The organism is Streptomyces sp. BRA346, assembly GCF_052851135.1.
Map to the genome: position 1 here is coordinate 70,724 of NZ_JAIWIH010000020.1, position 21,270 is coordinate 91,993.

The following is a 21,270-nucleotide window of genomic DNA, read 5'->3' on the forward strand; positions in this document are numbered from 1 at the left end:
GACGGCGTCGGGACCGGTCTCACGGGGTGCCGAGGGGGCATTCGGCCCAGATGACCTTGCCGTCCGGGGTGTGGCGGGTGCCCCAGGCCAGCGCCAGCTGGGCGACGAGGAACAGACCGCGGCCGTCCTCGTCGGTGGTCGCCGCCCGGCGCAGATGCGGGGAGGTGCTGCTGGTGTCGGAGACCTCACAGATCAGGGTGCGGCCGTGCAGCAGCCGCACGCGGATGGGCCCGCTCGCGTGCCGTAGCGCGTTGGTGACCAGCTCGCTGAGCAGCAGCTCCGCCACGAACGCGATCTCTTCCCGGCCCCAGTCGGCCAACTGCCGGTCGGCGGCGGCCCGGATCTCGGGGACGACGGCCGGTTCGGCGGGCAGCTCCCAGGTGGCGACCCGCTGCGCGTCGAAGGCGTGGGTGCGGGCGACGAGCACGGCGATGTCGTCGCAGGGGTGGACGGGCGCCACGTCGTCCAGGACCGCCTGGCAGGTGTCCTCGGGGGTGCGCTCCGGTTGGGCCAGGACCGTGCGCAGCCGGTCGAGGGCCACGTCGATGCCGCGGTGCCGGTCCTCGATCAGCCCGTCGGTGTAGAGCACCAGCTGGCTGCCCTCGGAGACCTCGATCTCGGCGGTCTCGAAGGGCAGCCCGCCCAGCCCGAGCGGGGGCCCGGCGGGCAGGTCGGGGAACGACACGGTGCCGTCGGGGCGGACCAGCGCGGGCGGCGGGTGACCGGCGCGGGCCATGGCGCAGCGCTGCGAGGTCGGGTCGTAGACGACGTACAGACACGTCGCGCCGATGATGCCGAATCCGTCGCCGGAGCCCTCGCTGCTCTCTTCCCGGTCCAGGCGCAGCACCAGGTTGTCGAGGTGGGTCAGCACCTCGTCCGGGGGGAAGTCGAGTTCGGCGAAGCTGCGCGCGGCGGTGCGCAGCCGTCCCATGGTGGCGGCGGAGTGCATGCCGTGGCCGACGACGTCGCCGACGACGAGGCCGACGCGGGTGCCGGGCAGCGGGATGATGTCGTACCAGTCGCCGCCCACCCGGGACTCGGCGGGCAGGTAGCGGTGGGCGACCTCGACCGCGTCCTGACTGGGCACGCCGTGCGGGAGCAGGCTGTGCTGGAGGGCCAGGACCATGTTGTGTTCGCGGGTGTAACGCCGGGCGTTGTCCATGGACAGTGCGGCGCGGGTCGCCAGCTCCTGGGCCAGCGAACGGTCGTCGTCCCCGAACGGCGCGGGGTCGAGCGAGCGGTAGAAGCTGACGATGCCCAGGACGGTGCCGCGGGCGACCAGGGGGACGGCGATGAGGGAGCGGACGTGGGACAGCAGCCGCGTGGTGTGCTCGGGGTCCTGGAGGAGCCAGCCCGCGGCGGTCTTCAGGTCCGGTTCGAGGACCGCGTGCCCGGTGTTCACACAGCGCAGCTGGGGCGTGGTGGGGTGGTAGGCGATCCGCTTGCCGACCGGGTAGAAGGGGCAGTCGTCGCGGATGCCGTGGATCACCGCGCGGCGCAGGTCGTGCCGGGGGTCGAGGGGTTCGTCGCCGCGCAGCACGGCGTCGGGCAGGTCGATGGTGACGAAGTCGGCCAGCCCCGGGACGGCCGTCTCGGCGAGTTCCTGGGCGGTGCGGCGCACGTCCAGGGTGGTGCCGATGCTCGCGCTGGCCTCGGACAGCAGCTCCATGCGGCGCCGCGCCGCCAGGGCGTACTTCCCCACCTCCGGCTCGCCGACCAGCACCAGCCCGGCCAGCCCGTCGGTGACGTGGCCCCGCTCGGCGCGGCGCGCCCCGGCGGCCGGGGCCTTGGGGGCGGTCGTCCCGTCGGCCGGCGCGCCCCGGCCGGAGGGGGGCGGGACGGTGAGATGCGAGGGAAGGGTGAGGGGCGGCGTCGGTGAATGGTCGGGGAACATGGCCTCGATCACCATGCCCTCCACCCCGGCCGCGCTCGTCATCGGGCGGCTCACGAGGGTGACCCGCCGCCCGTCGGACAGCGTCACGTCGATGGCGGCCCGCTGCCCGTGCGACAGCAGCTCGGCGGCCCGCTCCTTGATCATCATCTGGTCGCGGCGGGGCAGCCCCTGGACGAAGGCGTCCACCCCCACGGTGTGCCCACCGCCCGCGCCGGTGCCCGCCGCACCGGCCGCGTCCAGATACGCACGCAGCAGCCCGCGCTCCCGCGCCGAACTCTGCGCCAGCAGCCGCCGTTCGATGGCCTGGGCCGCCCTCCGCAGCACGCCGTCCAGCACCGGATGCCCGGAGCTGCGCGGATAGGCCAGGCACAGGATGCCCTCGATGCGCGCGCTCAGCGGGTCGCGGACGGGTATCGCGCTACAGCCGTTCGTCAGGCCGCGCTCGGAGAAGTGCTCGGCGCCGTAGACCTGGATGAGGCGCCGTTCCGCCAGGGCGAGGCCGATGCCATTGGTGCCGGCGAACTGCTCGGCGAAGACGAAGCCCGGTGTCTGCTGGATCGGCGGGAGGGTTCTGGCCCAGGAATCGTCACCGAAGCGGCGCTGGAGCACGGTCCCGTCTTCGTCGGCGAGCGCGATGTTCATCGGGCTGCCCCGGAACCTGGTCCGCAGCCGGTCGAGCACCGGGGTGGCGGCGCGGACCAGCCGGTCTTCGGGATCGAAATCGCGGTACGGAAGCTCGAAGCCGCCCAGCGGCAGGCCCAGGACTCGGCAGCGCTGCCACGAGTTCAGGATCAGGCCTCGTACGCCTGTCTGAACCGCCTCCCCCTCGAGGAAACGCTCACGCGAACGTGCGGGCCCGATGCCGCCTGCCACGAGCCCTGCCAGGATCGCTTCCTCACCGGACTGAATCACGCCTCTCCTAGCAATTCGCTGTGATTAGCCCCAAAAGCCCACTCTTCGACAATAACGGGTACGGGCAATAGCCCGGAGGGCAGAAAAGGATGTATTCGACGCATCACCTACGGTGACCGGACCGGGGTGGCCGGTCACAGCACCGCGACCGGGGTGACGGGGGATCCCGTTCCGCCCGGTACGTTCAATGGCGCCACGACCAGCAGGAACGCGGAGCGACCCGCCTCGGCCGTGGCGGCGGAGAGCGCTTCGAGGTCGAGGTTGTCCAGCAGCGGCACCCCCATCGCGGCCAGGGCGAGCGCATGAACCGGCGAGTGCACCCCCTCGACCGGCGAGGGCCGTACGTCGTTGTCGCCGTCCCCGCCGAGCAGGGCGATACCGCGCTCGGCCAGCAACGGGACGGCATCCACATGCAACCCCGCGCTCGCCGCGCCCGGATCCCAGGCGCCGCGCTCCGCTCGACGGCGAGGGCTCCCGGAGCGCAGCAGCACCGCGTCCCCCTCTCCGATGGTCACCCCCAGCGCCCGTTCGGCGGCGACGATGTCCTCGGCGTGCACCGCCTGCCCCGGCTCCAGCCAGGCGGTCCCCAGGACGGCGGGAAGGTCGAGCAGGACGCCCGTCGTGACGAGCGGCCCGAGCGCCCCGACCGCCCCGTAGTGAGCGCCCGCGGCGTCGATCACCTCGTGCGCCGCCCGGCCGCCGTAGAGCAGCCCCCGGTATGCGGCGTGGCACAGCGCGTCGAGATGGGTCATGCCCTTGCCGTGGTAGTCGGCGGCGAGGAAGTCCTTGTGCACGGAGGGCTCCGGCGGTTCCACGTCGCCGAGGTCCGTCATGTGGTGCAGGGCTGGCCGGGGGTTGTCCGGCGCGGACCGTGTGTCCCAGGGCCGCGCCAGCGGGACGACCGCCCCGGACCGTACGCGGGTGACGGCCCGCCGCACCTGCTCCGGGGTCACCCGGTTCCAGGCGCCGCGATCGGCGGGGGTCCAGCGCCCCCACGTCCGGACCGTCTCGAAGAGCGCGTCGAACTCCTCGCGGGAGACGGCGGGTCCCGTGCTGCTGGTCATCCGTACTCACCCCAATGGGGTTCGGAACGGCTTCCGTGAAAAGTCTATAAGTTCCAGATGCGTGAGGCGGGGCGGTGCGCACGGCGCGCGCGGAGCCGGATCCGTCCGCCCCGGGCGGGCACGATCGTCACCGCGAGGAGCCGCGCGGGCTCCAGGGGGCCGGACGGTTCGGGGACGGCGGTCGCGAGGATTTCCGTCAGGACGGTCTCGATCTCCAGCTGCGCCAGCGACACCCCGATGCAGCGCCGCAGGCCGCCGCCGAACGGGGTCAGCGCGTAGGGCCCCGGGTCCGGGCCCAGATGGCGCCCGGGCCGGAAGGCGTCGGGGTGCGGCCACAGCCCGGGGTCGAGGTGGGTGACCGGGAAAAGCGCCGCGACGAACGCGTGCCGGGGCACCGGGTGGCCGCCCAGCTCCGTGTCGTGTGCCGCGGTGCGCATGGCGTTGTAGACGGCGGGGCGCAGCCGGGAGGACTCCTTGACGGTCGCCTTGAGCAGCCGGTCCGAGCCCGCGTCGAGGTCGGCGACCAGGTCGTCGCGGGCGGCGGGATGGTGGGCGAGCAGGTGCAGGGTCCAGGCGATCGTGGTCGCCGTGGTCTCGTAACCGGCCAGGACGAGGCCGGTCAGCTCGTCCAGCAGTTGTGCGTCGTCCAGCCCGGCGCCGTGTTCGTCGCGGGCGTCCAGCAGCATGGACAGCACGTCGTCGCGGTGGGCACGGTCGGGCGCGGCCCGGCGGGCGGCGATCTCCTCGCGGGTCAGCTCCCGCACGGCCGCGCGGAGCCGGAGGAAGCGGCCGCCCGGCGAGTGCGGCCCGAGATCGCGCCGCAGCGGCCCCGGAAGGAAGAGGACGGCGAGGTTGCCCGTGTCGACGAACGCGTTCAGCGCGCGGCGGAAAGTGGCGACGCGGCCCGGGTCCGTCAGGCCGAAAACGACTCTCAGGATGACGTCGAGCGTCAGCCGCTGCGCCCATGGCCGCACGGGAACGCCGTCGCCGCCCAGCAGTTCGGGCAGGCCGCTGTGCACGAGCTCCCGCACCCGCTGCCCCCAGCGGGTGATCCGCTCCCCGTGGAAGGGCGGCAGCAGGAGCTTGCGGTGGGTCAGGTGCAGGGGCGGTGGCGTGCAGATCAGCGATCCGGTGCCGACCGCGGGCGCCAGCAGGGCGGCGCCGTCACCGCCGGTGAACCGCTCGTGGTCGGTCAGCACCGCCCGGTTGGCGACGGCGTCGGCCGCACAGACGAGGGCACCGCGGTAGGGGTAGGTGCGGAGCGAGAACACCGGACCGAACCGGCGGCGCAGGGAGCGCGCGTAGCCCTGGGGGTCCCGGAGCATCCGCGCCGTCTGCACGGGCCGTGGCGCCCGGGAGGCCGGTGGGAAGCGCCGGGGGTCCCAGGGCGGCTCCCGGGTGAACGCGTCGCTCATGGCTGCCAGGGCCCGGCCGGGTCGTCGTAGGCGGCGGCGTAACCGTCGGTGGCGATGGGCGCCTGGAGGAGGTCGTCCGGGATGGCGAACGCCTCCACGAGGGCCGGTGCGTGGGGTGCCAGCGCGGCGGCGGCGCGGTCGACGGCGGGGGCGAGGTCGCGGACCGTGTCGGCGGTGAGGTGGCCGTCCGCCAGCAGCGGGCCCGCGTGGGGCGCGAGGCGTTGCAGCGCGAACAGCCGGAAGACCTGCTCCAGCAGGCCACGCGTGGCGTCGTCGGCGACGCGGTCGACAGCGGTCAGGAACGCCTCGGCGGCGCGCCGGGTGGCGTACGCGTCGACGAGGTCCAGGGCCGGGTTCACCGCCTGGTTCCAGCGGTCCAGCGCGCCGTCGCCGGACCGGCTGAGCCGGTTGCGGGCCTGCTGGAGGCAGGACAGCTCGTGCCGCACGAGCAGGTCGAGCAGCTGGGCGCGGTCGGTCGGCGGGCCGGTCCGCGCGGCGGGCGCCGGGGGCGGGCTGTAGCCGCGCCCGGTGAGCATGTCGGCGGCGGCCTTCGTCCAGATGACGAGGTTGTCCCCTTCGGCGGTGACGGTGGACTCGATCGGCGTGAGCAGGTCGACGATGCGGTTGGCCGACAACAGCCCCTGGGCGCCGCAGCGTTCGCGGCATTCGATCGCGATGTCCCTGGCCCGCCAGGTGATCCAGCCCTTGGCCGCCGCGACGAGCACCTCCGCCTCGGCCGACTCGGGGGCGTCCCGCCCGGTGCAGTGGCGGGTGGCCTCGCGCAGCAGGAAGGTCGCCGCATAGGCGTGGGCCGCCGCGCCGAGCAGTCGGGTCTGGTTGCAGCGGTAGGCGAACAGCGGGACACCGGTCCGGCTCGCCGGGGCGAAGGTGTGCCGCCGATGGGCGTAGCGCACGGCGATGACGAGTGCCGCCCGGACTCCGCCCAGGGCCGCCGCGGCCAGGCAGAGCTTGCCCGTGGTGACGCGCTGGATGGACCGCAGGAACCGGCGGCGCCGACTGCCGATCGCACTGCGGAAGGCGCCCTCGGCGGTCAGGTCCGCGTGGTCACCGGCCAGCAGCGCCGTACGCCCCAGCACGACGTGGTCGAACGAGGTGATGGCGTGGTCGACCGACGAACCGGGGGTCTCCGAGAGGGGCCGTATCCGGATGCCGGGCAGCGGCCCCCGCTCGTCGCGCAGCGGCACCAGGAACAGGAACACGCCGCAGTCCTGGCCGCGGACGATCAGCCGGGCCGCGACCAGTCCGCTCTTGCGGCCCCCGGCGGGGCCGGTGTTGGGCATGAACTTCTGGGCCCCGGCCGACGGGGTGTGCAGCACGAAGGTGTCGGCCTCGGGCTGGTGGACCGCGGTGGTCTCCAGCTCGGCGGCGTTGTTTCCATAGCCGAGCTCGGTGATCAGGACGGTGCCGTACCGCCACAGCCGGGTGAAGGGTGCGAGGTCCACGGTACGGCGGGGGTCGAGGCGGAGGAGGCTGCCGAGAAACAGGTTGTAGTGAATGGTCGCCAGAGTGGTCAGCGAACCGTCGACCATTCCCAGCCACTCGTGCAGCGACACCAGCCGGTCCGTCGCCGTGACGAACTCCTCGACGGACTCGACGGATGCGATTCCTTCATTGACGACCCGCAAACGCTCATAAGCGAGCGCGGAACGCTCCGACGGCGACAATCCGTCGCGGTATCGGAAAATGTCCCGACGCAAATGCTCCGTCCAGGGTCTGTGCAGATCGTCGAATCGCCCGTCGAAGAGCACCTCGGTCAGCAGCGACACCTGTGCCCGGCCCGCCATGACGGCAGTGCCCATCTCCGCCCTCTCCCCCCGCCGGCCGTGGACTCAGCTCACAGGGCGCCGAAGAGCAGATGGCTCGCCGTGTTGGCCGGGTCCTCGTCGCGGTAGAACTGCGCTGCGGCGGTCATCAGCTGGTCCTTCGTCAGCTGCCCGCCCTGCTCGGCCAGCCGGTCGAAGGCCGCCCCGGCCTCCGCCTCGGGGACCCCGACGGCGGAGATGACCGCGACGAAGTCCTCCCTGCCGACCAGGCCGTCGTCATCCCGGTCGGCGAGGTGGAAGCCCGCCCGGTAGAGCGGGCCGATCAGCAACTCGAAGTGGTCACTGACCTGGTGCAGGGCCTGACGGAACTCGCCCTTGTCGATCCGCCCGTCCCCGTCGGCGTCGGCGGTCTCGCGCAGGGCCCGCCAGTACGTCATCAGCGCGTCGACGTATTCCTTGCCCTTGGCCGCCGTGCGCTCCTCGTTGACAGCGGCCAGAACGCGGCCGCCCATCAGTTCGAAGTCGTCTTCGGCGATCACACCATCGCCATTAGCGTCCAGCAAGGCGAACAGCTTTTCATACTTCTGGTCCAGTAGTGCGCCCATGCGGTCCCCACCCTCCAGTGCCGACAGTTCGCCGCGCCTCGAATATTTTCCGAAGCGCATGAAAGATTACCGAGAGGGGCCGGGAGAATTCACCCGTCATGGATTCTCTTTGGAGTGAAAAACGCGCCTCATACGTGACGTTCAGGCATCGCGTCGGCGCACGGCATGCCAACCGGCCAGGAGCGCGGCCGCCGCCCACAGCGCCGTCACCGCGAGGCCCGTCCAGGGGCCGACGTTCCCCTCAGGGACCTGGTGCAGCACTTGCTGTCCGGCGCGGTCCGGCAGATAGTCGGCGGCGCTCCCGGCGATGTCCCCGACCACGAAGCCCACGATCAGGATGAACGGGATGAGCAGGCTCAGCACCGCGGTGGCGCTGCGCAGCAGGAACGTGAGCCCCGCGGCGAACAGCGCCATCAGGGCGAGGTAGATCCCCGCGCCGACGCAGGCCCGCAGCGCCCCGGGGTCGCCGAGGCCGATGGCGTCCTCGCCCAGGAACGCCTGGCCCGCGAAGAAGGCGGCGAAGGCGGTGGTGAGCCCCACGGCGAGACCGGCACCGGCCACGGCCGCCGTCTTGGCCGCGTAGAAGAGGCCCCGGAGCGGGACGGCCGACAGGGAGATCCGCAGGGCGCCGTTGGCGTACTCGGAGGAGACGGCGGTGGCCCCGAAGGAGATGGCGGCGATCTGTGCGAAGTTGATTGCGTAGAAGGCGTCGAAGAGGTGGTCCTTGCTGTCGTCCAGCTCTGCCTTGCCGACGGTGGCGTAGACCAGCACGGTGATGGCGAGCGTGGCGGCGAAGACCGCGATGAGGGAGCCGAAGCTCGCACGGATGGATCTGATCTTGAGCCACTCGGAGTGCAGCACCGCTGTGGCGGACATGGTCGGGCCTCCTGTTCAGGGGGTCGGAGAAATCTGGGACGTCAGGTGATCGGGGCAGCGGCGGTGAACTCCGCCTCGTCCGCGGTGAGGGCGAGATACGCCTGCTCCAACGAGGCGCGCTCATCGGCCAGTTCGAGGACGGGGATGCCCTCGCGGGCGGCGGCGGCCCCGACCTGCTCGGCCCTCGCGCCCTCGACCACCCATCCGCCGTCCTCGTCGCCCAGGACCGTGTAGCCGTCGCCCAGCAGCGTGGCCCGCAGCCGGGCGGGGTCGCCCGCGCGCACCCGTACCCGCGCCTGGCTGTGCTGCTCGATGAAGTCGGCCATGGAGACGTCGGCGAGGAGTCGGCCCCGGGCGAGGACGACGAGGTGGTCGGCGTAGGTGGCGGTCTCGTTCATCAGGTGGCTGGAGACCAGGATCGTGCGCCCCTCCTCGGCGAGGCGGCGCAGCAACTGGCGGATCCAGACGATGCCTTCCGGGTCGAGGCCGTTGGCGGGTTCGTCCAGCAGGAGCACGGGCGGGTCGCCGAGGAGCGCGGTGGCGATGCCGAGGCGCTGGCGCATGCCGAGCGAGAAGGTTTTGATGCGGCGGCCCGCCACGGTGGCGAGACCGGTCTCCTCCAGCACCTCGTCCGCGCGGCGGTCCGGAAGGCGGTTGCTGACGGCGAGGCAGCGCAGATGGTCGCGGGCGGTCCGGGAGCCGTGGGCCGCCTGGGCGTCGAGCAGCGCCCCGGCCGTGCGCAGGGGTTCGCGCAGGGTCGCGTACGGGCGTCCGCCGATGGTGGCCGTGCCGGAGGTGGGGCGGTCGAGGCCGAGGATGAGGCGCATGGTGCTGGACTTTCCGGCGCCGTTGGGGCCGAGGAACCCGGTGACCCGGCCCGGTTCGACGCTCAGCGTGAGCCGGTCGACGGCCCGGGTGCTGCCGTATTCCTTCGTCAGGTCGTGCACGTCGATGGTGGTCATGGCGTCAAGCCTGGCCGGGCGGCCGGGGGCGGGCATCCCCCGCCGGAGGAGACCGGCTCCCCCGCGCGGGGGAGCCGCCGCCCCGCCCGCTCTGCCACGATGACGGCATGCCGCGCCTCCTGCTGCCGCTGACGCGTGCGGTCACCTACACCCGCTGGCTCCACCTGCTGGTGGGGTCGATCGTGCCGTTCGTCTGCGCCATGATCTATCCGGGGCTGAGCCGTCCGTCGGCGGCCGACTGGGTGCTGATCGCGGTCCTGCCGATCCCCCTGGTCCTGGCGGCCGCTGTGGTGCCCGAGACGCGCCGGGCGGAGGGGCTCCAGGCGCGGCTGATGCTGTTTCCCGGGCCGCACGCGCGCGTGCCCGGTGAGGAGGACCCGGGGGTCTCCGCCGCTCCGTCCGCTTCGTGGAGCGACCGGGCCAGGACGGGCGCCTGGCTGGTGCTGCGCCTGGAGGCGGGGCTCGCCGTCGCGCTGGTGACGGGACAGTTGATGGCCCTGTCCCTGTCGCTCGCCGGGGCGGCCGCCGGGGAGCCCGCCGTGGGCGACGCGCCGTTGCGGGTGTCCGGCACGGGCTGGGCGTACGCCCTGCTGATACCGGTTCCCCTGCTGGTGCTGGCCGCCCTGGGCGCCGGGGCGGGCGCCCTCATGGCGGAGGCCGCCCGGCGGCTGCTCGGTCCGTCGCCCAGGGAGCAGCTGGTGCAGTTGGAGGAACGCACCGAACGACTGCTGGAACGCAACCGTATCGCACGGGAGTTGCACGACTCCCTCGGCCACGCCCTCACCCTGGCCGTGGTGCAGGCGGGTGCCGCCCGGACGGCCGGTGACCCGGACTTCACCGATCGGGCGCTGGAGACCATCGAGGAGTCGGGGCGGGCGGCGCTGGAGGATCTGGAACGGGTTCTGATGGTCTTGCGCGAGACGGCGCGGCCTCCCGGCGCCCGCCCGGCGCTCGGCGACGCGGGCCGCCTGCTGGACTCCGCCCGGTCCTCGGGCGCGCGGATCGACGCCGAGGTGACCGGTCCGCTGGAGCGGGTGCCGGGCCCGGTGTCCCGCGAGGGCTACCGGATCCTCCAGGAGGCGCTGACCAATGTGCTGCGGCACGCGGGCCCCGTCCCCGTCCGCGTCCGCATCGCCGTGGACGAGGCGCGGCTGCGGCTGGAGGTGCGCAACCCCCTCTCCGCGGCCGCGGCGTTGGCCGTCACGGGAGGTGGCAGCGGGCTGCGCGGCATCCGTGAGCGCGCGGCGCTGCTCGGCGGGAAGGCCCGGACGGAGCCGGACGGCGGTCAGTGGCTGGTCCACGTCGATCTGCCGCTGCGGTGATCAAGGCACCGCCTATGCTGGGCGGATGCTCACCGTTCTCCTGGTCGACGACGAGCCTCTGGTGCGGGCGGGCCTGCGCGCCGTACTGGAGGCGCAGCCGGACATCGAGGTGGTGGGCGAGGCCGCCGACGGCGCCACCGTCATCCCCCTGGTGCGGCAACTGCGGCCGGACGTCGTCGCCATGGACGTACGGATGCCGCTGATGGACGGCATCGAGGCCACCCGGACCGTCCTGCGCACGGTGCCGGACCCGCCGAAGATCATCGTGGTGACGACCTTCGAGAACGACGAGTACGTGTACGGGGCGCTGCGCGCGGGCGCCGACGGGTTCCTGCTGAAGCGGGCGCGCCCGGCGGAGATCGTGCACGCCGTGCGGCTGGTGGCCGAGGGCGATTCGCTGCTGTTCCCGGCGGCGGTGCGCCAGTTGGCCGCCTCGTACGGTGAGACCGACGGCAGCGCGGAGGGCCGGGCGGCCCTGGAGCGTGCCGCGCTGACCGAGCGGGAGGGGGACGTGCTGCGGCTGGTGGCCCGCGGACTGTCGAACGCGGAGATCGCGGCGCGCCTGGTGGTGGGCACCGAGACCGTCAAGTCGCATGTGAGTTCCGTACTGGCGAAGCTCGGGGCGCGGGACCGCACCCAGGCGGTCATCGCCGCGTACGAGTCCGGCTTCGTGTCGCCGGGCGGATGACTGGACATGGGTTGGCGGACACCCCTAGCCACGGGCCTCGGGTGAGGCGAGGCCGGCCAGCAGGAGGCGCATGCCGCGGTGGAAGTGGGCGTCCCAGTCGTCCTCGTCGAGGAGCGGGAAGTGGCCCGCGAGGGTGGGGTATGCGTCGATGCGGGAGCGGAGGTGGGCGTCCACGGCCGCGCGGGTGGCCGCCTCGTCGGAGCGCTCGCGCCACACCGCTTCGGAGGAGGCGGAGCCGAGCACATAGTGGGTGAGGGTGGCGGCGGCGGACGACAGGTGCACCCCCTCGAAGCCGCCGGTCGTGAGCGCGGTGTACGCGAACTCCGAGGACCGCAGGGCATTCGGGCCCAGGAGGGGGCGGGATCCCGCCAGGGCCGCGGCCCAGGGGTGCCGCAGCAGCACGGACCGCAGCCCGGTCATGAACGCCTCGATGTCGTCCTGCCAGGCGGCACTGTGCTCACCGGGAAGGTCGAGTTCGCCGAAGACCGCGTCGAGGGCCAGATCGAGCAGGTCGTCCTTGGTGGCCACGTGCCAGTAGAGGCTCGTCGCGTGGGCACCGAGCCGCTCCGCGAGCCGACGCATGCTCAGTTTCTGCACACCGTCGCGGTCCAGCAGCTCGACGGCGGTGGCGGTGATCCGCTCGTGCGACAGCTGGGGCCCGTTGCGGGAGGACTTCTCCGCGCGGAACCACACCGCTCCCGGTGCGTCCTCCGCCGTCTTCTTTCCCTCGTTCCCGCTCTTCGGCTGCTTCGCGCTCACGGTGCCGCAGCCTATCTCGCCAACGCTTCCCCTGCAGTGTTGGAGATACTCCAACACTGCAGGGGAACAAGGGAGAACCATGAGCGACGAAGAAGGTCATGCGCGGCGATGGGCGATCCTGGTGGCGCTGTGTGCCGCCCTCCTCGTGATCGTCATCGACAACACGGTGCTGCATGTCGCGGTGCCCGCCATCGGCGACGCCTTCGGAGCCTCAACAGGGCAGTTACAGGCGGTGATCGACGCCTATGTGGTGGTCTTCGCCGGGCTCCTCATCACCGCGGGGGTGCTCTCCGACCGGTACGGCAGGCGGCGCACCGTCGTCGTGGGACTGCTGGTCTTCGGCGTGGCGTCGGCGCTCGCCGCGGCGGCCCCCTCGGTGGGGTGGCTGATCGCGATGCGGGCCCTGATGGGCGTGGGCGGGGCGCTGGTGATGCCCGCGACGCTCGCGGTGCTCGTCGCGGTGTTCCCCGAGCGGGAGCGCCCGCGGGCGTTCGCGGTGTGGAGTGCGGTGGCGTCCGTGGGCATGGCCGCCGGGCCGCTGCTCGGTGGCGCGCTGGTCGACGCGTGGAGCTGGGCCGGGGTGTTCCTGATCAACGTCCCCGTGGTGGCGGTGGCCCTGGTGGGGATCGTACGGCTGGTGCCCGAGACGCGGACGGGCCACGGCCGGGGGCCGGACCTGCCCGGCACCGCGCTGGTCACCGCGGGAATGACCGGCCTGGTGTGGGCCCTGATCGAGGCCCCGGCGCAGGGGTACGCTTCCCCCGTGGTGCTGACCGGGGCGCTGGTGGCGGTGGCGGCGCTCGTCGCCTTCGGCGTACGGCAGGCCCGCTCCCCGGTGCCGATGGTCGACCTGCGGCTGTACCGGGACCGGAGGTTCTCCGGGGCGAGCTTCGCGGTGGCGGTGATGACGGTCGCGACGGGCAGCACGCTCTTCATCCTGAGCCAGCATCTGCAGCTGGTGCTGGGCTATGGCGCGTTCGAGACCGGACTGGCAGCCGTGCCGCTGGCGGCGGGAGTCGTCGCGGGCTCGGCGGTCGGCGGCCGGGCACCGGCCAGGTTCGGGGCGCGGGCCTGCATCGTGGCCGGATTCGCCGTCACCGCGGGCGGTTTCGCGGTGCTGGCCTTGTTGCCGGAAAGCGGAGGCTACGGGGCGGTGTGCGCCGGGCTGGCGCTGGCCGGAGTGGGATCCGGCGTCGCGGGGCCCTCGGCCACCAGCACGGTGCTCGGTGCGGTGCCGCCGGAGCGGGCCGGGATGGGTTCCGCGCTCAACGACACCCACCAGCAGCTCGGCATCGCACTGGGGGTGGCCGGTCTGGGCGGTCTGCTCGCCACCGCCTACCGGGGCGCCCTTCCGGACGGCATGCCCGGCCACGCGGTGTCCTCGCTCGGGGCGACGCTCTCGTACGCGAAGGATCGCGCGGGCGGAAACGCCCTGGCCGAGTCGGCCCGTACGGCCTTCGTCGACGCCCAGTCCCTCACCATGACCCTCGGGGCGGCGGTCGCCCTGGCCGGAGCCGCCGTGGCGTACCTCGCCCTGCCGGGCCGCGCCGACCGCACCGGCCGGGCGGCGGTGTCCGCATCAGGTGAAGAATCCTATGTAGGACGAGGCGAGGCTTGAGACCAGCCAGAACATCCCGAAGGCGATACCGATGATGATCAGTATCGCCAGTGCGCTGTCCACCTTGCCGACTGAGGTGAACGGGGGTCCGGGTTCCAGGTCTCGTGGGCTCATTCGGTCAACATACGACAACAAGTCGGTGTGTGTAGAGACTTGTTGATGTTCCCGTAACCGCCGGGTCCTCGGTGCGACAGGGACCGCACGCCCGCGTACGCTGCTACGACTCCGACCAGTTGTACCGGGTCGCGCTCATCCGCCTCTGACGGGACGCCGTGCGGATGGTCCGTCGCCCACGACCCCCAGCACCGGGGCGGCCGCGGCGCCGGCTGTTGAGGGGGTGCCCCTTGTTCGTACCAGTCGGCAGTCATGTCCTGAGACGGCATCAAACGTCTATGTCTGAGCCGAGCCTCGTCGAGTGGTCGCGCGTCCGGAGGAAGTGATCTTGACACTGGAGGGCGTTGCTCCGAATGACCAATGCGGTCCTGAACGTGCTGGCTCTTGTCCTCCGCTGCCCGATGGCTGGCCTATGCGCAGCTTCCTGGGCAGGCTGAAGGACCGCGTCCGAGCGGACATACTCCAGATCGGGACCCACTGTCACTTCTCGCCGGAGGAAATCCTCATCCAGGAAGGCGACCGCTCCCAGTACGTGGTCCTGCTGCACTCCGGGTTCGCCAAGGTCACCGCTCAGCTGGAGAACGGCCGGGAAGCCCTTCTGGCGATCCGGGCAGGCGGCGACATCGTGGGCGAGATGGCCGCCTTGGATGACGCTCCGAGATCGGCGACGGTCACCGCGTGCGGTGAGATTTCAGCCAGCGTCGTGGAATACGAGGACCTCCAGCTGTTTCTCCACCGCCATTCCGACGCGGCGATCACGCTCACCGGCATGGTCGTCGAGAAGCTGCGCTGGGCCAACCGCCGCCGGGTGGAGTACGGCGGGCTCCCCGTCAAGGCACGCCTTGCCCGGGTTCTGTCGGAACTCGCGCTGTCGCACGGCCACCAGGTACGGCGGAGTCTCGTCATCGGTGTCGCCCTGAGCCAGCCGGAGCTGGCCGCACCGACCGGCTCTTCGGAAGTCACCGTCCACAAGGCGCTCAGAGAGCTGCGCCAGGAGAGGCTGCTCGCCACAGGTTATCGCCGCGTCACCGTACTGGACCTGGCGGGGCTGCGTCGGACCGCGGGCCTGCCCGACCCCCCGTTCCGTCATCCACAGAAACCGTATTAGTACGGCTTTGGCCGTGTTCTCCACGGTCTGCTTGCACAGTTGATGCCCGGCTCGCGGCAGCGAGTCCACATCCGTCACTTCACCAGACAGGTGTCGCATGGCATCACAGGACATCATCAGGCGCCATCTCTGCTTGGCCGCTGACGTAGAGCGGTACAGCAGGCTGGACATCCCGCAGCAGGAGCGGACACAGGCCGAACTCGTCGGAGTGCTCGACAGAGCGGCGGCTCTGAGCGGCCTGGACAGGCTCTCCTGGATGCGTCAGCCGCAAGGGGACCAGGAGTTCGCCGTGCTGCCCATCGGCACTCCGGAGCAGGTCGTGCTCGGTGAGTTCGTCAGGAATCTCACGGTCGCCATCGGGGAGTGCAACGCCCATCGTCCGCGGAAGCAGCCGATGCGGCTTCGGCTGGCCCTGGACCTCGGGGTGGCCAGGACCGCGGCGCTCGGGCACAGCGGTCCCGCACCGATAGCCGTCGCCCGTTACCTGAACGCACCACCGCTGAGGTCCGTGCTGACCAGGACCCGCACCACGAGCCTGGCCGTCATCGTGTCCGATCGGCTCTACCAGGACGTCGTCCAGCATCGCAGCCACGGGCTGGACCCGGACCAATACGTCAAGGTGCACGTGCGACACGACGAGTTCGCCGGATACGGGTGGATTCAGGTACCCGAACACAGCACGGCCGAGATCCGCGGCCTCGCCCTGAACGGTCGCCCGGTGACGGGCATGGCGGACGGAAAGCGAGAGGACCCCAGCATGAACACGCCCGAAGCGATCGCGGCGCTGGCCGGTAGCGCTGTCGTGGGCGCCATGGCCACCGACGCCTGGTCTTTCGTACGGAACCGGTGCGCTGCTCTCCTCGACCGCCACGCACCCGAGGAGAGTCGGGCCGTTCTGGATCTTTTCAACGGCTTCGACCGGTGCCTCTCCACGGTGGAGGGGGAACAGCACAACAGCCTCGCCGCCATGTTCACCGACCAGGCCACCACCACTCTTGCACGCATCGCGGCACTCTCCGACGAAGCGGCCGACGAGGTGCGAACCCTCGCCGAGACGGCCGACTCCGCGCGGACGGAGAGCGCTGCCCAGAACACCATCAGCGTCCGCGACGTGCGGGCCAAGGGGGACTTCATCCTGGGCGGCCGCGACACCAAGGTTTACAAGGGAGGACAGCGATGAACTTCGGCAGTGATCAGCCCGAGGGCTTCGAAGAGGCGGCGTTCCAGAGGATCACGGTCAACCGGCCTTCCGCGGGAAGGGACGTGATGGTGGCGGGCCGCGACCTCACCATCAGGCACATCGTTTCGGGCCTCGCCTTGCTGCGCCCGCACCCCGTCGACCGCGGCCTCATCCTCCGCAAACCGCTCTTCGTCCCACCGTCCATGGCGTTCGGTGGGCCGGTACCGGAGCCGTTCCCTGTTGCCGACCCGATCGAAGGCAGCGTCACCGCGCTCCTGGGCAAGGAGTCCTCGGGTCGCCGCACTACGTCGCTTGACCTGCTCGATGCGGCGCTGGTCGACAAGGACCATGAAATCTTCGAGCTGTACCCGGACTGGGAGAAGCCCGACGCCGACCGCATTCCCTGCGAGCCCAACACCGGATACCTTCTCAACCTCGGTGGGGTCAAGGAGCCGCTCGACAAGGAGTTCCACGACCGGCTCGCCGAATACGCCATGCGGGCTCTCGCCACCGGCACCCGCCTGATCGTCGTGGCCACCCCGCGCGTCTGGAACAACACCGTCATGAACAGCCGGACCTCACCGGTAAGGGTCATGGAGATGGACCCGCCCTCCGCGCTGGAGGTTGCCCGCCGGCGGATCGAGGCCGACCGCGAGCGTGCCGGACGCGCCTCATGGCTTACGGACAGTTCCAGCGTGTTCGCGGGTCTGCTGCGCGGAGGCGAGCCGCCTGCCGAAGCAGTACGCCTGGCCCATGTCGTCCTGCGCGCGAAGGGTCCCGGGGACACGGATGCGCTCGATGGATCTTCTGGAGACGGTCCTGAACCTTCTCGCGCGCCCGTCGGCGGCCTCGGAATGGGCGGAGGTGGTGGAGCAGAAGAATCCAGTTCCGGTATCCGAGCCATCTTGATCTCTCGTGCTGCGGGGTGAGTAACTGTTCGCCGCGCGGATCGCGGACATCGGGCATGCCCTGGTGGACGCGATGGAGGCCGGGCCGAGGCCCGCGGACCTCATGGCGGGTTTCGCGGATCCGCTGCCGGTGCGGGTCATCGGTGTGCTGCTGGGCGTGCCGGAGCGGGACTGGGACCGGTTCGCGTACTGGTCGGGCACCCTGTACGGCACGGACCGCTACGGCGAGCGGGAGATCGCCGTAGCGGGCGAGGACCTGATGGCGTATCTCGGCGACCACGTGGCCCGGAAGCGGCGGGAGCCGGGGGACGACCTGATCAGCCAGGTCGTCGGGATCACCGATGCCGCGGGCCGCCCGCTGCCCGATGCGGTCCTGGTGCAGATCGCGCGGGGGCTGATGGTCTCCGGCCACGAGACGACGTCCAGCGCGATCGGGAAGCTCGTACCGGTCCTGCTGGACGACCGGTCCCGGTGGCGGCGGTTGCTGGAGGACCGGTCGCTGGTGCGGGCCGCGGTCGAGGAGTTGCTGCGTTTCGACGTCAACCGGGGGCCGGGTATGCCGCGTTATCTGACGGAGGACATTGCACTGGGCGGTGAGGTGATCCCGAAGGGCAGCACCACGCTCTCGGTCATCGACGCCGCCAACCGCGACGAGCGGATGTTTCCGGAGCCGGACGCACTGGACCTGGGCCGTTCCCCCAACCGGCACATCTCCTTCGGCGCCGGTGCGCACTCCTGTGTCGGCCAGGCGCTGGCCCGGACCGAGCTCCAGGTTGCCCTGGACCTCCTGCTGGAGCGGCTGCCCGGGCTCGGCCTGGCGGTTCCGTCGGCCGAGCTGGTGCGGCGCGAGGGGTGGCTCACGGGAGGCTTCGAGCGGGTTCCGGTGGTGTGGTAGCGGCGGCGGAACACGTATGATCCAGCACGATCAGCGGGATCAGGCAGGGTCCAGGGGGATCCAGGGGGAGGAAAAGTGGCCGTGGTGACAGAACACAGGGTGGACGGAAGACCGGAGGGCCTGCGTTCTCCGCGCACCCTCTCGGCCGTCTCGGCGGTGCTCACCGGAACGATGGCGCTGTACATCGCGCTCGTCGCGTTCGGCAACATCACCGACTTCGGCACCAACCAGCAGTTCGTACGGCATGTCCTGGCGATGGACACGACGTTCAAGGACGACGACCTGATGTGGCGGGCCATCACGTCGACCGCGCTCCAGGACGCCGCGTACATCGCCATCATCGTCTGGGAAACCCTCGCCGCCCTCGTGCTTCTCGCCTCGACGGCCCTGTGGTGCAAGAGCCTGCGGGGAGGCGGCAGCGGCATCCGGCGCGCACGCCGGGCCGGGACCGTCGGGCTGCTGATGCTGATGCTGCTGTTCGGTGCCGGGTTCATCGCCATCGGCGGCGAGTGGTTCTCCATGTGGCAGTCGAAGTCGTGGAACGGACTGGACGCCGCCACGCGTGTCTTCCTGCTCTCCGGGATCGTCCTGGTGCTCACGCACCTGCCCGCCTCAGCCGAGCGAAGGGAGCCCGGCTCCGAGGGCTGACGCAATCGCCGGAGCGTCGCCGTCCAGGAAGCCGAGCAGCTCGGCGCGGGTCGGCCCGGTGGCGGGCCCGCGGCGGGTGACCGCGAAGGCGGCCGCGGCGTTGGCGCCCCGTACGGCGTCGAGCGGGTCCAGCCCGCCGCCGAGGAGGGCCAGGAACGCGCCGGTGTGGGCGTCGCCCGCGCCGTTGCTGTCGACCGCGGTCACCTGACGGCCGGGCACGTGCACGGCCTCGCCACCGGGCGGGACGAGCCAGCACCCGGCCGCGTCGGCGCGGACGAGCACCCCGGTCTCGGGGCCCAGCCGGGCGGCGAGCGCGGCGGCCGTCCGCCGGGCGTCGTCCAGACCGGTCATCAGGCGCCCCTCGCGCTGGTTGCAGCTGATCCAGTCGCAGCGCGCCAGTGCCGTGCGCAGCACGTCTTCGGGGATGTCGGAGACCAGCGGCCCCGGGTCGAGGAACGCCCTGACATCCGGGGGCAGTTGCGCGATGAGCCCGGCCAGGACCGGGCCGCCCGCCGGGTGGGCGAGCCCGTAACCGGAGATCTGCACCAGATCGCCAGGCCGCAGCGCGGCGAGCACCGCCGCCGCGTCGGCCCCGGTCAGCCGGGCCTCCGCCCCGAGGCTGGTGGCGAAGGTCCGCTCGCCGTCGTCGTCGACGAGGGCGACGCAGAAGCCGGTGTCGGTGTCCGGCAGCGGGGGCAGCAGCACCTCGATGCCTTCCCGGGCGAGGTCGGCGCGCACCCGGTCCGCGAACGGCCCCGAGCCATGGCCTCCGGCGTAGACGGCGGGCAGGCCGAGGCGGCGCGCGGCGGCGAGGACGTTGAAACCGCCGCCGGTGACGAAGGTGGTGTCCGTGGCGACCACGTCGCCACCGCGGTCGGGCAGCGCGGGGACCCGCATCACCAGGTCGACGATGGCGTTGCCGAGCAGCACCAACCGGCTGTCCGCGCCGCTCATGCGGGCTCCTGCGCGGTCGGCTCGGGCAGCGTGTGCGGGGGCAGGGGCGGCTCGGCCGCCTCGTCGGCGCGCCCCGTGGCGCCGCCCAGCCGCCGCAGCAGCGCGTAGACACCGGCGGCGAGGGCGAGGGTCACGACCCACCCCAGGCCCTTGGTGCCGATCCAGGTGTCGGAGAGCGGTCCGGCGAACCAGACGTCGGTCGAGCTGGTGGCGGCCTCGGTGAAGAGCAGCCCCACCACGATGGCCACCACCCACGCGGTCAGCGCGGACCAGCGGACACCGCCCCGGAACCAGTAGCGGCTGGTGCGGCTCACATCCATCAGCGCCACGCGGTCGTAGGACCGGCGGAGCATCAGGTCGACCGCGAACACCCCGACCCAGGCGGTGATCGGCACGGCCAGGAGGGTGAGGAAGGTGATGAAGGGCCCGTAGAAGTCCTTGGCGATGAGGATGAAGTAGATGCCGCCCACGAAGGTGACGACCACGTCCAGCCCGACGGCCACGGTGCGGCGGACCCGTATCCCCAGGGTGATCATGGTGAGCCCGGCGGAGTACACCGACAGGTGGTTGGAGAGCAGCAGCCCGCCGAAGGCCGCGATCAGATACGGGATGGACATCCACGACGGCAGCATCGCGTTGATGGCCGAGACCGGGTCGGCGGCCGAGGCCAGGCCCGGCTGCCCCGCCGCGAGCAGCGAGCCGAGCGAGATGAGCACCACCAGCGGGATGCCCGCGCCGAACGCGGAGGCGGCCACCAGCCTGCGGCCGGGGATCTGCCGGGGCAGATAGCGGGCGTAGTCCGCGCCCGCGTTGGCCCAGCCGATACCGGTGCCGGCGGCGATCATCCCGGTGCCCACGACCATCGCGCTGACCGGGCCCGCCGGGGCCTGGAAGACCTTGTCCCACGCCACCGTGGCCGCGAGGAAGGCGATGACGACGAGGTTGAGCACACCGAAGGCGTACGTGGCCCACTTGTTGATCCACATGATGGTGGCATGGCCGAGACCGCTGATCAGCAGGGTGCAGCCGATGAAGACGAGCAGGCAGACCACGGTGAGGACGGCGTTCTGATGCACGCCGAACGCCGCGTTGAGCAGGGCCAGCAGGGCGAAGGCCGCCGTGGTGGTGTTGATGGTCTCCCAGCCCAGGCGGCTCAGCCAGGTGATGAGGGTGGGGCCCGCGTTGCCGCGCACCCCGAACACCGCGCGGGAGAGGGTGAGGGCGGGCGCGCCGCCTCGTTTGCCCGCGATGCTCAACGCGCCCACCAGGGCGAACGAGCCGAACGAGCCGATGACGGCCACGATGACCGCCTGCCAGATGTTCAGGCCGCGGAAGCTGACGAGGGCGGCGCCGAGCGGCAGCCCCAGGATGCTGATGTTCGCCGCGAACCACGTCCAGAACATCTGCCCGGGGTGGCCGTGGCGCTCGGAGTCGGGCACCGGCTCGATGCCGCGCGTCTCCACCGCGCCGACGCGGTCGTCCTGCGAAGCGGCCATGGTCGTACCTGTCTTTCTGTGCGGGGACTGCGGGCCGTCCGCGCCGCCCCCGGGATGGGGCAGGTGGC

The 21,270-nt window shown here is 71.9% G+C and carries 18 protein-coding genes; 8 read left to right on the plus strand and 10 right to left on the minus strand.

Going from position 1 to position 21,270, the window contains the following annotated elements:
- Window positions 1-19 precede the first annotated feature (19 nt).
- The 7 genes from LCH29_RS23145 to LCH29_RS23175 form a co-directional block, all read right to left on the minus strand.
- A complete protein-coding gene (locus LCH29_RS23145) occupies window positions 20-2,806 on the minus strand; it encodes a SpoIIE family protein phosphatase (RefSeq protein ID WP_446463648.1) in 2,787 nt (928 codons plus the stop codon).
- A 134-nt stretch (window positions 2,807-2,940) separates the two neighbouring features.
- Window positions 2,941-3,870, minus strand: coding sequence for a cyclase family protein (locus tag LCH29_RS23150; RefSeq protein WP_446463649.1), 930 nt, complete (start codon window positions 3,868-3,870; stop codon window positions 2,941-2,943).
- 44 nt (window positions 3,871-3,914) lie between these two features.
- A complete protein-coding gene (locus LCH29_RS23155; protein ID WP_446463650.1) occupies window positions 3,915-5,285 on the minus strand; it encodes a cytochrome P450 in 1,371 nt (456 codons plus the stop codon).
- On the minus strand, window positions 5,282-7,105 hold the full coding sequence (locus LCH29_RS23160; RefSeq protein WP_446463651.1) for an acyl-CoA dehydrogenase family protein: 1,824 nt from the start codon (window positions 7,103-7,105) through the stop codon (window positions 5,282-5,284). Before LCH29_RS23160 ends, LCH29_RS23155 begins: the two co-directional genes overlap by 4 nt.
- Before the next feature lie 35 nt (window positions 7,106-7,140).
- On the minus strand, window positions 7,141-7,674 hold the full coding sequence (locus tag LCH29_RS23165) for an EF-hand domain-containing protein (RefSeq protein WP_446463652.1): 534 nt from the start codon (window positions 7,672-7,674) through the stop codon (window positions 7,141-7,143).
- A gap of 141 nt (window positions 7,675-7,815) precedes the next feature.
- Entirely contained in the window at window positions 7,816-8,550 is a 735-nt protein-coding gene (locus LCH29_RS23170; RefSeq protein WP_446463653.1) for an ABC transporter permease, read from the minus strand.
- Window positions 8,551-8,591: 41 nt separating this feature from the next.
- A complete protein-coding gene (locus LCH29_RS23175; RefSeq protein ID WP_446463654.1) occupies window positions 8,592-9,512 on the minus strand; it encodes an ABC transporter ATP-binding protein in 921 nt (306 codons plus the stop codon).
- Window positions 9,513-9,619: 107 nt separating this feature from the next.
- On the opposite strand from LCH29_RS23175, the gene LCH29_RS23180 reads away from it, so the two are divergent.
- Complete coding sequence (locus tag LCH29_RS23180) at window positions 9,620-10,834, plus strand: sensor histidine kinase (RefSeq protein ID WP_446463655.1); 1,215 nt, start codon at window positions 9,620-9,622, stop codon at window positions 10,832-10,834.
- A 25-nt stretch (window positions 10,835-10,859) separates the two neighbouring features.
- On the plus strand, window positions 10,860-11,522 hold the full coding sequence (locus tag LCH29_RS23185; protein WP_446463656.1) for a response regulator: 663 nt from the start codon (window positions 10,860-10,862) through the stop codon (window positions 11,520-11,522).
- Between the two features lie 24 nt (window positions 11,523-11,546).
- On the opposite strand, the gene LCH29_RS23190 is transcribed toward LCH29_RS23185, so the two are convergent.
- Window positions 11,547-12,281 (minus strand): TetR/AcrR family transcriptional regulator, encoded by a 735-nt coding sequence (locus LCH29_RS23190; RefSeq protein WP_446463657.1) that lies wholly within the window; start codon window positions 12,279-12,281, stop codon window positions 11,547-11,549.
- A gap of 79 nt (window positions 12,282-12,360) precedes the next feature.
- Between LCH29_RS23190 and LCH29_RS23195 the strand changes: the two genes are divergently transcribed.
- From LCH29_RS23195 to LCH29_RS23220, 6 genes are all read left to right on the plus strand, one after another.
- Window positions 12,361-13,899, plus strand: coding sequence for an MFS transporter (locus LCH29_RS23195; protein WP_446463658.1), 1,539 nt, complete (start codon window positions 12,361-12,363; stop codon window positions 13,897-13,899).
- Window positions 13,900-14,341: 442 nt separating this feature from the next.
- Complete coding sequence (locus tag LCH29_RS23200) at window positions 14,342-15,121, plus strand: Crp/Fnr family transcriptional regulator (protein WP_446463659.1); 780 nt, start codon at window positions 14,342-14,344, stop codon at window positions 15,119-15,121.
- Between the two features lie 133 nt (window positions 15,122-15,254).
- Window positions 15,255-16,301, plus strand: coding sequence for a hypothetical protein (locus LCH29_RS23205; RefSeq protein ID WP_446463660.1), 1,047 nt, complete (start codon window positions 15,255-15,257; stop codon window positions 16,299-16,301).
- Entirely contained in the window at window positions 16,298-17,230 is a 933-nt protein-coding gene (locus tag LCH29_RS23210; protein WP_446463661.1) for a hypothetical protein, read from the plus strand. Before LCH29_RS23205 ends, LCH29_RS23210 begins: the two co-directional genes overlap by 4 nt.
- A gap of 52 nt (window positions 17,231-17,282) precedes the next feature.
- A complete protein-coding gene (locus LCH29_RS23215) occupies window positions 17,283-18,104 on the plus strand; it encodes a cytochrome P450 (RefSeq protein WP_446463727.1) in 822 nt (273 codons plus the stop codon).
- A gap of 120 nt (window positions 18,105-18,224) precedes the next feature.
- On the plus strand, window positions 18,225-18,752 hold the full coding sequence (locus tag LCH29_RS23220; RefSeq protein WP_446463728.1) for a DUF2165 domain-containing protein: 528 nt from the start codon (window positions 18,225-18,227) through the stop codon (window positions 18,750-18,752).
- Here LCH29_RS23220 and LCH29_RS23225 read toward each other — a convergent pair.
- Both LCH29_RS23225 and LCH29_RS23230 read right to left on the minus strand, forming a co-directional pair.
- Window positions 18,717-19,706, minus strand: a complete 990-nt coding sequence (locus LCH29_RS23225) for a PfkB family carbohydrate kinase (RefSeq protein ID WP_446463662.1) — start codon at window positions 19,704-19,706, stop codon at window positions 18,717-18,719. The two genes, LCH29_RS23220 and LCH29_RS23225, sit on opposite strands and share 36 nt — an antisense overlap.
- Window positions 19,703-21,202: a purine-cytosine permease family protein gene (locus LCH29_RS23230; RefSeq protein WP_446463663.1), complete on the minus strand. Its 1,500-nt coding sequence runs from the start codon at window positions 21,200-21,202 to the stop codon at window positions 19,703-19,705. The genes LCH29_RS23225 and LCH29_RS23230 overlap by 4 nt, the downstream gene beginning before the upstream one ends.
- Window positions 21,203-21,270: the final 68 nt, after the last annotated feature.

What these genes read in the sequence shown, in the direction of transcription:
- LCH29_RS23150 (WP_446463649.1), bottom strand. Translation starts at nt 3,870, where the DNA reads ATGACCAGCAGCACGGGACCCGCCGTCTCCCGCGAGGAGTTCGACGCG.
- LCH29_RS23155 (WP_446463650.1), bottom strand. Translation starts at nt 5,285, where the DNA reads ATGAGCGACGCGTTCACCCGGGAGCCGCCCTGGGACCCCCGGCGCTTC.
- LCH29_RS23160 (WP_446463651.1), bottom strand. Translation starts at nt 7,105, where the DNA reads ATGGGCACTGCCGTCATGGCGGGCCGGGCACAGGTGTCGCTGCTGACC.
- LCH29_RS23165 (WP_446463652.1), bottom strand. Translation starts at nt 7,674, where the DNA reads ATGGGCGCACTACTGGACCAGAAGTATGAAAAGCTGTTCGCCTTGCTG.
- LCH29_RS23170 (WP_446463653.1), bottom strand. Translation starts at nt 8,550, where the DNA reads ATGTCCGCCACAGCGGTGCTGCACTCCGAGTGGCTCAAGATCAGATCC.
- LCH29_RS23175 (WP_446463654.1), bottom strand. Translation starts at nt 9,512, where the DNA reads ATGACCACCATCGACGTGCACGACCTGACGAAGGAATACGGCAGCACC.
- LCH29_RS23180 (WP_446463655.1), top strand. Translation starts at nt 9,620, where the DNA reads ATGCCGCGCCTCCTGCTGCCGCTGACGCGTGCGGTCACCTACACCCGC.
- LCH29_RS23185 (WP_446463656.1), top strand. Translation starts at nt 10,860, where the DNA reads ATGCTCACCGTTCTCCTGGTCGACGACGAGCCTCTGGTGCGGGCGGGC.
- LCH29_RS23195 (WP_446463658.1), top strand. Translation starts at nt 12,361, where the DNA reads ATGAGCGACGAAGAAGGTCATGCGCGGCGATGGGCGATCCTGGTGGCG.
- LCH29_RS23210 (WP_446463661.1), top strand. Translation starts at nt 16,298, where the DNA reads ATGAACTTCGGCAGTGATCAGCCCGAGGGCTTCGAAGAGGCGGCGTTC.
- LCH29_RS23215 (WP_446463727.1), top strand. Translation starts at nt 17,283, where the DNA reads ATGGAGGCCGGGCCGAGGCCCGCGGACCTCATGGCGGGTTTCGCGGAT.
- LCH29_RS23225 (WP_446463662.1), bottom strand. Translation starts at nt 19,706, where the DNA reads ATGAGCGGCGCGGACAGCCGGTTGGTGCTGCTCGGCAACGCCATCGTC.
- LCH29_RS23230 (WP_446463663.1), bottom strand. Translation starts at nt 21,202, where the DNA reads ATGGCCGCTTCGCAGGACGACCGCGTCGGCGCGGTGGAGACGCGCGGC.